The following is an 11,793-nucleotide window of genomic DNA, read 5'->3' as shown; positions in this document are numbered from 1 at the left end:
CAATTCATCAAAACAAGAGGCCGAAACCTCTTGTTTTATCTACGCATTCTTGTTTTGAATACTAGTGATTATAGCGCAACCATGGGGTGCTATTATTCTCATCAATTACCCACGTCGAAGTTGAATTTGGATCTGAAACATCAGCAATATCCCAACCTGCAAAAGTCTGAATTTGTTGCAGTTCAGCCGTGGTTTTTCCATATCCTCCAGCACTTTGGCTTTGTCCAGAGGTCTCTTTATTCCAATAGCTATTTACATCAATCGTGATTCCATTGGTATTGCCAATCAGTCCGCCTGTATTCGTTACGCCACTGACAGAACCAGAAGAAAAGCTATTTTCAACTTTTGGTAAGTAATTCGTTGTTCTACCTCCAAGTAATCCACCAGTAGAGTTTTGCCCAATAACATTACCTAAAGCATAGGTATTGAGAAGATGCCCTCCTTGCGTATTCCCAACTAATCCACCCGTATATTGATAGCCCTTCACATCACCAGTGGCAGAACTTGAGGACACAAGCCCTAAATGATTCAGACCAATTAAACCACCGACGCTGGTACTTCCGTTAATCGAACCAGTGGCATAACTACGAAAAATTACACCCTCTTCAGCATTTGCCCACTTTTCATTGTACCCGACGAGGCCACCAACATTCTCGGTTCCAGTTACATTGCCTGTCGCAAAGCTATTGTTCACACCCTGTAAGTTTTTCCCGACTAAACCACCCACATCTTTTTCCGCAGTGACATGCCCCTGAGCTGAACTATTCAAAATTTCAGTGGCATTAAATCCGACTAAACCACCTACACTGTTTGTTCCCTGAACATCGCCTTGAGCATAGCTATTCTTGATAATACTTTCAGACAAGTTATAACCAACTAAGCCACCTGTATATTCGGTTCCAGTGACTTTACCAGTTGCGTAGCTATTTTCAATTTCAGTCTTATTCTGCAAACTTGGGAAGCTATTACTGATTGCACCAACGAGACCTCCAGTTTTAGATGTCCCAATCACCTCTCCAGTTGAGTAACTATTTTTAACTTTGACAGCACCATTAATTGAAGCAATAAGACCACCTGTAGATGCAAGATAAGTATTATCGTAAGCACTTACTTTACCAGTGGCGTAACTCTGCTCAACGGTTGCAATCGAATCTATATCACGGCTTGGATTATTATAAGAGGCCTCAAGTCCAACAAATCCGATTAATCCACCTACTTTAGCTTTACCGTCCAAATTTCCCGTTGCATAACTTTGATAAATTTTGGTATTTCCTTGAGAGAATCTGAGTGAGCCCACCAAACCACCTAAATGTTCGATGTTGCCTGAAATATTTCCTGTCGCATAACTTCTGATTATATCGTTATTCATTTGTTCGCCAACCAACCCACCAACACCATATGAATTTGTCATTTCTGAGTTGATATGGCCTGTTGCATAACTATCTTTAATTAAACTAAAACTTTGACCAATTAATCCTCCAATAGAACTGCCAAGTAAAGGCTCTGAAATATACATAACTGTAATATCACCTGAAGCATAGGAATTCAAAATAGTTCCAGAACTTTGATTATGATTTTCATCACGATAACCACTTGTACCAATTAATCCCCCAACTTGCGACAAGCCATAAATTGAATTGGAACTAAATGTATTTTTAATAACACCTGATTTCTGAAAACCAATTAAGCCACCAACGTTACTGGTTCCTTTTATAACACCTCCAATCGTTCCAAGATCTCTCACCGTATTGGTTGTCGCCCCAAAGAGCCCAATTGAATGAAAATCAAAAATTGCTGGCAGTTCTGTCGGAATTGGATAAGGTAACGGATTTTCTCTGTTTATATATAGCCCCGCAACTGTATGCCCAAGACCATGAAATTCGCCTGTGAAAGGTTTATCAATCGTTGTTTGTGTTGCAGTAATTCCACCGGGATTATTTGGGTCATTCGATATCGTGAGTATTGCGCCAACATCACCAATCGGCTCAAAACCTTTCCCATTATTCCAATTCACCGTATCCGATGCATCAATATTGCTACCCAAGGCATAATTCCCAGTCAGGTTATTGTTCATCCCTTGCAAGGTATTGATATTGGCATCACCTTCTTCGCCTAGGTCATTGATCACAATGTAGGAACTTCCATTAATCAATAACGTCGGTGATGAACCGCTGATATTAATCTTGGCACCATTATTTAAGTTGTAATCCGAACCTGTACCATAATTCATAGCGAGTTTGGCTTTATCTCCACTTAAGTCCAAATCACTATTAAAATTAATATCCTTACTTGCCGTTAATGTCAGTGCGGTATTGGCATTCCAACTGCTTGCGTCATTGATATTAATATTGCCTTGGCCTTCTGCTGTACCCATCGCATTCAAAGTGACATTGCCTTTGTTTAAGGCATCTCCCAAGGTGGTACTGCTGACACTGCCACCAAAGAAATCGACATCGACATTTTTAGCTTTCAGTTCCCAGCCACTGGTGGTCGGCGGTAAGCTGCTCGTGCTATTTCGCTGTGTCGTGATATTGGTACCAGAATTGATATTTACTTCTGCCGCAGAGGTTTTAATCTGCCCACCATTGCCACCGTTCGGGGCTGATGCATCTAAGGTACCGCTAACATTTACCTTACCACTGCTTAAATCACTGCCGAGCTCAATCACACCACGAACATTATTCACCGTTTGTGCTTGGATCACCCCAACACTATTCACCACCGCATTACTTAATTCATCAATCCCTTTTGCAGTAAGGATTACTTTACCGCCATCGGCCTGAATCATTCCGCCTGAGTTAATCAAGGCCTGTGCTTTACCTTGATTAATGGTGTAACCCAATAGGCTGCCATTATTTAGATTCAGGGTAATATCACCACCTGCTGCCAATAATACATTGCCTTGCGGTGCTTTGATCGTACCTGTCTGTTTTACTGTTGGTGCAATTAAGGCAACCGTACCGCCTGTAGGTACAGTAATTTTGCCGCGGTTCTCAACAGTTTTGTTATTGGTAGGATTGTTAAAATTAAATAGATTGTTATTAAAATCAGCATTACTCAGATTTAAGGTTGATGCCACCAAACCCGCGGTATTCACCTGTGAGGTACTGCCAAATAACACCCCATTCGGGTTAATAATAAACACTTGTCCATTGGCATTTAACTGACCATTTAAGTTGGATGCACTGGTACCTGTGACGCGGTTTAAGGTAATCGAGCTGCTATTCGGTTGCACGAAATTCACAATTTCATTGCTATTGGTAGAAAAGCTGCTCCAGTCAATTGCAGCTTTTGCAGTAGACTGGTTAATCGTGGTGGTGGTACCTGCGGTTGAAATGCTCGCTGTTCCTGAACTCACCACGCCACCTGTTGGTCCTGCAAAAACAATACTTGCACTCAGTACATTCACCGCAAAGAATGCTGCTAGTTTTGCTGTATGAGCAACTGAGCTTTTAGATTTGATTTTTGTTGTTGATTGCGTTGCAACAACGCCACCTTTGGCCTTCTCACTCACGGCTTGCCAGCAAAGATGCGTCGCATTCCAGACAATTCTATAAACTTTATTCACTTATACTTCCCCTTTGATTTTTAATATTATTTCAACTTTTTGTTGAGCATTTTTTTTACCATATATTTTATTTTTCTGATCATTTTTTATCATTTTTCGGATAAAGCGCATGCAGAAGATCGTCGCGTTTTGATCTCCTTTTTACGCATTTTTATAGATTCAGTGATGACTAAGCTCGTAACTGCATCACTGATCTTTAAGTCTTTAAAGCACGCGCCTCAGCAATATTATGCTGCTCCACCAAAGTCCGAATGGTATATTCATGATTGGTTTTTTGGTCACAGGCAAACTCACATTTCTGATCCAACGGCAAAGCACTACCGCCTAATAATGGACATCCTGCAAACAGCTCAGCCACCCAGTCGACAAAGACTCTAACTTTGTGGGATAGATGCCGACTTTGCAAATACACCACCGAAATTGGCATCGGTGCAGGCGTCCATTGTGGTAACACTTCCTTTAAAGTTCCCGCTTCAAAATGATTGGTCAACATATAGCGTGGTCCTTGAATCAGGCCAAAGCCTTGCAAGGCCAAATCGATATAAGCATCGCCATCATTAACAGACACCTGTCCATTTACACTGACACTCTGAATCAGGTCATCAACCACAAAATCCCAGTCAAAATTACGTCCTGTACGACTGGAGAAAAAATGAATGGCTTGATGATTTTTTTGTAAATCTTCCAGTGTCTTCGGTTCACCATATTTTTCTAAATAGCATGCGGATGCTGCTGTTGCACACTGAAACGTCCCAATACGGCGAGCAATCAAGCTCGAGTCTTGTAGCTCTCCCACCCGAATCGCACAATCCACCGCCTCACCTACCAAGTCCACAGGCCGATCATTCATGCCAATCACCAAATCAATATCGGGATAACGATGATGAAACTCTCTTAACCTTGGAATTAAAATCAAGCGACCAATCGACACAGGCACATCAATCCGTAAACGGCCTCGTGGCCCTCGTTCCTCATCATGGAAAGATGCTTCGATATCTTCAACATCCGCCAAAATTCTCAAGCTACGGTCATAATACACCGCACCATCAGGTGTTAGGCTCAGTTTACGCGTGGTGCGATTGAGTAGGCGAACCTGTAAATGTTTCTCTAAACCCTGAATGGTCGTGGTCACCGAAGCGCGCGGTAGCCCAAGACTATCGGCAGCCAGACTAAAGCTGTTGGTTTCAACCACTTTATTGAAGACTCTCATTGCATGAAATAGATCCACAGGCCCACTCCCATTGTTGTATTTTTCCAGTTTCATACAACAATTATTATAAAAATACGAATAGTGTTATCAAATTTAGTATATTTATTCGTAATTGACAAACTTTTATGCTCCTTTCATTCCATAAACCTGTTTCTCCCATACAGACCACAACAAAAAGTCTGAAAACAGGGATTCAAATAACCAGGAGCATCCCATGTCACTTTCTCGCAAACAGCTGACGCTGTCTGCCGTCATTCTTGCTATTTTTGCAACGGGTGGCAGTTTTATTCTCTTCCAAGAAAATGCAGATGCGAAAGCCACCCCAACCACCAGTGCGCCGCCTGCCACAACCGTTGATGTCGCTAGTGTTATCAGTCAGACCATCACCGACTGGCAAGAATATTCAGGGCGGCTTGAAGCCATTGATCAAGTCGATGTTCGACCCCAAGTTTCCGGAAAACTGATTGCCGTGCATTTTAAAGATGGTAGTTTAGTTAACAAAGGCGATCTGCTGTTTACCATTGACCCACGGCCTTTTGAAGCAGAACTAAATCGCACCAAAGCACAACTGGCTTCGGCTGAAGCGCAAGTGACTTACTCTTCAGCTAACTTAGGCCGCAACCAGCGTTTAATTCAAAGTAATGCGATTGCCCATCAAGAACTCGATCAAGCGGAAAATGAAGCCCGCTCAGCCAATGCCAACTTGCAGGCTGCTAAAGCCGCAGTGGAAACCGCCCGTTTAAATCTGGAATATACCCGTATTACTGCCCCTGTCAGTGGGCGTATTTCCCGTGCCGAAGTCACGGTTGGTAACGTGGTCTCCGCAGGCAATGGCGCACAAGTCCTCACCAGTTTGGTTTCGGTGTCACGTCTGTATGCTTCTTTCGATGTCGATGAACAAACTTATTTAAAATACATCAGCAATCAACGCAATTCGGCTCAAGTTCCTGTCTATTTAGGTCTTGCCAATGAATCTGGTTTTAGTCGTGAAGGTTATATCAGCTCGATCGACAATAATTTAAATACCACCTCAGGCACCATCCGGGTTCGTGCCACCTTTGATAATCCCAAAGGTGTGATGCTCCCTGGACTGTATGCCCGCATTCGTCTGGGCGGTGGACAGCCTCGCGCAGCGATTCTGATTAGCCCGACTGCGATTGGTGTCGATCAGGACAAACGCTTTGTCGTGGTGGTCGATGCGAAAAACCAAACTGCATACCGTGAAGTAAAACTCGGCGCACAACAAGACGGCCTACAAATCATCAATAGCGGCCTGCAAGTCGGTGACCGCATCGTGGTGAATGGTTTGCAACGTATCCGTCCGGGTGATCCTGTAAATCCACATCTGGTCCCTATGCCAAATCCTCAAATCATTACCGATAACACCGTACAACAACCTCAGCCTACAGATAAAACCCCAACTTCGGCAAAAGGTTAACCCTTATGAATATTTCTAAATTTTTTATTGATCGCCCGATCTTTGCTGGGGTGCTGTCCGTCCTGATTCTACTGGCGGGCTTACTCTCCCTTTTCCAACTGCCGATTTCTGAATATCCAGAAGTAGTGCCACCCTCTGTCGTGGTACGTGCCCAATATCCAGGTGCTAACCCCAAAGTCATTGCTGAAACGGTTGCTTCTCCTTTGGAAGAATCCATCAACGGTGTTGAGAACATGCTGTATATGCAGTCTCAGGCCAACAGCGATGGCAACCTGACCATTACCGTCAATTTCAAGCTTGGAATTGATCCCGATAAAGCCCAGCAACTGGTTCAGAACCGAGTTTCTCAAGCCCTGCCACGTTTACCAGAAGATGTACAGCGTCTCGGTGTGACTACACTCAAAAGTTCACCGACCTTGACCATGGTGGTGCATCTCACCTCTCCTGACAATCGCTATGACATGACTTACTTGCGTAACTATGCCGTACTCAATGTCAAAGACCGTTTAGCACGTTTACAAGGTGTAGGGGAAGTGGGGCTATTTGGTTCAGGCGATTACGCTATGCGTGTATGGTTAGACCCACAAAAGGTGGCACAACGTAACCTCACGGCCACTGAAATCGTCAATGCCATCCGTGAGCAGAATATTCAGGTTGCCGCAGGAACCATTGGTGCAGCGCCAAACAATTCACCATTACAACTATCGGTGAATGCTCAAGGTCGTTTAAGCACCGAACAGGAATTTGCCGATATTATTTTAAAAACGGCTGCGGATGGTGCAGTAACGCGACTCGGTGATGTGGCACGTGTTGAACTGGCCGCTTCGCAATATGGTTTACGTTCATTACTGGACAATAAACAGGCGGTGGCGATTCCAATTTTCCAAGCGCCGGGTGCCAATGCCTTACAGGTCTCGGACCAAGTGCGTAGCACCATGGCGGAACTGTCCAAAGATTTTCCAGCATCCATTAAATACGATATTGTTTACGACCCAACCCAATTCGTACGCTCAAGTATCAAAGCGGTGATTCATACCCTGCTTGAAGCGATTGCACTGGTGGTTGTGGTGGTGATCCTGTTCTTACAAACATGGCGTGCCTCAATCATTCCGTTATTGGCAGTACCTGTTTCAATCATTGGTACCTTCGCCTTAATGCTGGCCTTCGGTTATTCCATCAATGCCCTGTCCCTGTTTGGGATGGTACTCGCCATCGGGATTGTGGTCGATGATGCCATCGTGGTGGTGGAAAATGTTGAGCGGAATATTGAAGCAGGACTCAGTCCAAGAGATGCCACCTACCGTGCCATGCGTGAAGTCAGTGGACCGATTATCGCGATTGCATTGACACTGGTTGCCGTGTTCGTCCCTCTCGCTTTTATGACCGGCTTAACAGGCCAATTCTATAAACAATTCGCCATGACCATTGCCATTTCCACCGTGATTTCGGCCTTCAACTCCCTCACTCTGTCACCTGCTTTGGCCGCCATGTTGCTGAAAGGTCATGATGCCAAACCTGACTTCCTGACCCGTGTGATGAACCGTGTCTTCGGACGCTTCTTTGCCCTGTTTAACCGCGTATTCTCACGTGCCTCTGATCAGTATGGTCGTGGCGTTAGTCGGGTGATTTCCCATAAAGCCTCTGCGATGGGTGTTTATGCAGCTTTACTCGGCCTGACCATCGGGATTTCTTATATCGTTCCGGGTGGTTTTGTGCCTGCACAAGATAAGCAATACCTGATCAGCTTTGCCCAATTACCGAATGGTGCCTCACTGGATCGAACCGAAACCGTGATTCGTAAAATGAGTGATGCAGCACTGAAACAACCCGGCGTAGAAAGTGCGGTGGCTTTCCCTGGTTTATCGATTAATGGTTTCACCAACAGCTCCAGCGCAGGGATTGTGTTTGTCACCTTAAAACCATTTGCTGAACGTAAAGCAGCCGATCTTTCTGCCAATGCCATTGCAGGTGCTTTAAATCAGAAATACGCCGCGATCCAAGATGCTTATATTGCTGTATTCCCGCCACCACCCGTGATGGGTCTCGGCACCATGGGCGGCTTTAAACTCCAGCTCGAAGATCGCGGTGCTTTAGGCTATGCCGAGTTAAACAACGCAGCCCAATCCTTTATGAAGGCGGCACAATCTGCACCTGAATTGGGGCCAATGTTCTCCAGTTATCAAATCAATGTACCGCAATTGAATGTTGATCTGGATCGGGTCAAAGCCAAGCAGCAAGGCGTTGCCGTGACCGATGTATTTAATACCATGCAGATTTACCTCGGTTCACAATATGTAAATGACTTTAATCGCTTTGGTCGTGTCTATCAGGTGCGTGCCCAAGCCGATGCACCGTTCCGTGCCAATCCTGAAGATATTTTACAGCTTAAAACCCGTAACAATGCAGGGCAAATGGTACCGTTGTCTTCACTGGTTAATGTCACTCAAACCTATGGCCCAGAAATGGTGGTGCGCTATAACGGTTATACCGCAGCCGATATTAACGGTGGACCTGCACCGGGTTATTCATCCAGCCAAGCCGAAGCTGCGGTTGAGCGCATTGCCGCTGAAACCTTACCACGTGGGGTGAAATTTGAATGGACCGATCTGACCTATCAAAAGATCTTGGCAGGTAATGCCGGATTGTGGGTGTTCCCGATCAGTGTGCTATTAGTGTTCTTGGTCTTGGCCGCACAATATGAAAGCCTCACCTTGCCATTAGCCGTGATTCTGATTGTCCCAATGGGTATTTTAGCTGCACTGACAGGGGTTTGGCTCACAGGCGGGGATAACAATATCTTTACCCAAATCGGCTTGATGGTACTGGTCGGGCTGGCCTGTAAGAATGCCATCTTGATCGTGGAATTTGCCCGAGAACTGGAGATGCAAGGCGCGACCGCATTCAATGCTGCGGTTGAAGCCAGCCGACTACGTTTACGTCCGATCTTGATGACATCAATCGCCTTCATTATGGGTGTGGTTCCACTGGTCACATCAACAGGTGCAGGTGCTGAAATGCGTCATGCCATGGGCGTTGCGGTGTTCTTTGGTATGATCGGGGTAACCTTCTTTGGTTTGTTCCTGACCCCTGCCTTCTATGTATTGATTCGTACCCTGAACAGCAAACATAAACTGCATTCGGCAGCGGTGCATGAAGCACCACTGCACAGCTCACACGATCATTAAGGAGCAGGACATGACAGGATTCAAAACACACTGGATACTCTCCTCACTGATGGGAAGCCTGCTGCTTGCAGGCTGCTCATTGGCACCTGAATATCAGCCTGCCAAGCTGGTTATTCCACTGCAATTCAAGGAAGCGGATGCCAAACTGGATGATCCCAACTGGACCCTCGCGCAACCTGCCGATGCGCAGTCTCGCGGTGAATGGTGGCGTATTTTTAATGACCCGCAACTGAATGATCTGGAACAGCAGGCCATTGCGGGTAACCAGAATTTAAAGGCAGCCGCGGCCAATATTCAGGCCTCACGTGCTTTAAGGTCTGCTGCACAAGCTGAACGCTTACCTAGTATTGGCGCAGGTTTTGGGCCCACCCGCCAAAAGCCCTCACCCGCTTCTTTAGGAGTTGATTCGGATGCATCTACATCTGCACGTACCTTATGGCGGGCACAAGCCAATGTCTCCTATGAACTGGATCTATTTGGACGGGTTGCTAGCAGTATCAATGCAGCAACCGCAGATGTGCAGCAACAGGAAGCCTTGTATCATTCTGCACTGTTAGCCTTGCAAGCAGATGTGGCACAGGCGTACTTTCTGATTCGTCAATTCGATGCTGAACAAGCCATCTATACGCAAAACATCAAATTACTGACAGAGAATCAAAATTTGATTCAAGCACGTTATCGCAATGGTCTCGTCAGTGATCTGGATGTTTCTCGAGCACAAACAGAACTCTCGACCGCCCAAAGCACTGCGCTCAGCATTACACGGAATCGTGCCAGTACCGAACATGCATTGGCAGTATTACTCGGTAAACCACCTGCCGAATTTAGCTTAGCGATTCAACCCTTGTCTGCTACTGCGATTCGCCTGCCTGCGGGTTTGCCTTCGAGCTTGCTTGAACGCCGTCCCGATATCGCTGCCGCAGAACGCGCTATGGCCGCTGATAATGCACGCATTGGTATTGCCCGTGCTGCCTTTTTCCCCAAACTTGATCTCACTGGTGCGTTGGGTTATGAATCAGCAAGTTTAGGCGATTTGGGTAAATGGTCGAGTCGAACTTTTTTACTCGGCCCTGTTGCAGGCACAATTTTGTCTTTACCGTTATTTGATGGTGGGCAACGTAAGGCGGGCGTTGCTCAGGCACGTGCAGGCTATGAACAAAGTGTGGCCAATTATCGGCAGACCGTGCTGAATGCTTTCCGTGAAGTTGAAAATGGTTTGTCTGATCAGCGTATTCTGGATCAGCAAATTCAGGCACAAGGTCAAGCACTTGCGTCATCCCGACATGCCAATCAGCTTTCACATTTGCGTTATCGTGAAGGCAGCATTAGTTATCTGGATGTGATTGATTCGGATCGGAGTATCTTGCAACAAGAGCAACTCGCTGCACAGCTTCATGGCAGTCGAATGATTACCGGTGTTGATCTCATTCGGGCTTTAGGTGGTGGTTGGCATACTGGCCAAGTGGAGTTGGTACGGCAATAAAGTTTCAATTGGGAAAATATACATGGATGTAGATTTTCTCGGTTATATTGGGCAAGTTAAATTTTACTAGCTTATTGCTAAATTACCTCTAAAATTTTTTTATATATCACATCTGTATGTGGATCAACTGAAATTAATTTAAATGTATATTTTTTTGCTATAATTACAATTTGATAATCATGACTGTTAACAACAAAGCACCTATAATCTTTAATATTAACTTTAGAATATTCCCATTTCTTTCTTTTCTTTAAGTATTTTCTTATCACTTTAGAATCTAAAACCTCATATATAGATGACCTATACTCGGGCTCATCTATTAGGTAACTTCTAATTTCACTTTCAATTTTGACACTTAAAACATCATTAAAAAAAATCTCTCCGAGTTTATTTTTTATCAGCTCAGCATTATCATCCCAGCATGTAAAATAGGTAATTAAATCATCCCGATAATGTTGAGTAAAAACATGACATTGGGGATCTTGCCAAAAGGGAATTTCTATTTCAACAATCATCGGATTCTATTCACCATAAAAATATACTAAAAAATAAAGCTACTTAAATGGATAGCTATTCACCCCCCTATTTCACCAGCTTGAAAGTTCTCCATCCTCATCTTGTATAGAAATAGTTGTATTATTACGTAACCAACCAAAAAATCTAATTAAATCTGAAGTTACAGTTTCTCCATGTGATGACACTTCAAAAAAAATATAATTCTCATGAAAGAAGAATCTAACATCATAAACCCAACCATTATCTCCACTTTCATCTTTCAAATAAACTACTTTCTTTTCCGTATCAAACACAGAAAAACTTTTTAATTCTTTAAGTTTATCAATCACTTTTAACTTGTTTTTCTCAAGCCATTCTTTATCATTGAATTTTATATATAACTCGGCTGACATC

At 44.4% G+C, this 11,793-nt stretch carries 7 protein-coding genes; 3 read left to right on the top strand and 4 right to left on the bottom strand.

Annotation, left to right across the window (positions count from 1 at the left end):
* Window positions 1-61 precede the first annotated feature (61 nt).
* Together A7P54_RS10290 and A7P54_RS10285 are read right to left on the bottom strand one after the other, a co-directional pair.
* Entirely contained in the window at window positions 62-3,568 is a 3,507-nt protein-coding gene (locus A7P54_RS10290) for a GLUG motif-containing protein (RefSeq protein ID WP_171549503.1), read from the bottom strand.
* A gap of 196 nt (window positions 3,569-3,764) precedes the next feature.
* Window positions 3,765-4,796, bottom strand: a complete 1,032-nt coding sequence (locus A7P54_RS10285; RefSeq protein ID WP_004654891.1) for a LysR family transcriptional regulator — start codon at window positions 4,794-4,796, stop codon at window positions 3,765-3,767.
* A gap of 196 nt (window positions 4,797-4,992) precedes the next feature.
* Here A7P54_RS10285 and A7P54_RS10280 point away from each other — a divergent pair, with 196 nt between their 5' ends.
* From A7P54_RS10280 to A7P54_RS10270, 3 genes are read left to right on the top strand one after another with little or no spacing between them, the layout of a single operon-like run.
* Window positions 4,993-6,216 carry an efflux RND transporter periplasmic adaptor subunit gene (locus A7P54_RS10280; protein ID WP_171549502.1) on the top strand — a complete coding sequence of 408 codons (1,224 nt, stop codon included), beginning with the start codon at window positions 4,993-4,995 and terminating at the stop codon, window positions 6,214-6,216.
* A gap of 5 nt (window positions 6,217-6,221) precedes the next feature.
* Window positions 6,222-9,401: a multidrug efflux RND transporter permease subunit AdeG gene (gene adeG, locus A7P54_RS10275; RefSeq protein ID WP_004805372.1), complete on the top strand. Its 3,180-nt coding sequence runs from the start codon at window positions 6,222-6,224 to the stop codon at window positions 9,399-9,401.
* Window positions 9,402-9,411: 10 nt separating this feature from the next.
* A complete protein-coding gene (locus A7P54_RS10270) occupies window positions 9,412-10,884 on the top strand; it encodes an efflux transporter outer membrane subunit (protein WP_171549501.1) in 1,473 nt (490 codons plus the stop codon).
* A 77-nt stretch (window positions 10,885-10,961) separates the two neighbouring features.
* Here A7P54_RS10270 and A7P54_RS10265 read toward each other — a convergent pair whose 3' ends face one another.
* Both A7P54_RS10265 and A7P54_RS10260 read right to left on the bottom strand, forming a co-directional pair.
* On the bottom strand, window positions 10,962-11,399 hold the full coding sequence (locus A7P54_RS10265) for a hypothetical protein (RefSeq protein WP_159725809.1): 438 nt from the start codon (window positions 11,397-11,399) through the stop codon (window positions 10,962-10,964).
* Between the two features lie 72 nt (window positions 11,400-11,471).
* Window positions 11,472-11,792 (bottom strand): hypothetical protein, encoded by a 321-nt coding sequence (locus A7P54_RS10260; protein WP_252728607.1) that lies wholly within the window; start codon window positions 11,790-11,792, stop codon window positions 11,472-11,474.
* Window position 11,793 lies beyond the last annotated feature (1 nt).

The organism is Acinetobacter sp. Ac_3412 (assembly GCF_013072675.1).
Lineage (GTDB): Bacteria > Pseudomonadota > Gammaproteobacteria > Pseudomonadales > Moraxellaceae > Acinetobacter > Acinetobacter higginsii.
This window is presented reverse-complemented; position numbering and strand designations above follow the sequence as displayed.

Excerpts from the sequence above, each read along its gene's own strand:
- adeG (WP_004805372.1), top strand. The coding sequence starts at position 6,222 with ATGAATATTTCTAAATTTTTTATTGATCGCCCGATCTTTGCTGGGGTG.
- A7P54_RS10260 (WP_252728607.1), bottom strand. The coding sequence starts at position 11,792 with ATGTCAGCCGAGTTATATATAAAATTCAATGATAAAGAATGGCTTGAG.
- A7P54_RS10265 (WP_159725809.1), bottom strand. The coding sequence starts at position 11,399 with ATGATTGTTGAAATAGAAATTCCCTTTTGGCAAGATCCCCAATGTCAT.
- A7P54_RS10270 (WP_171549501.1), top strand. The coding sequence starts at position 9,412 with ATGACAGGATTCAAAACACACTGGATACTCTCCTCACTGATGGGAAGC.
- A7P54_RS10280 (WP_171549502.1), top strand. The coding sequence starts at position 4,993 with ATGTCACTTTCTCGCAAACAGCTGACGCTGTCTGCCGTCATTCTTGCT.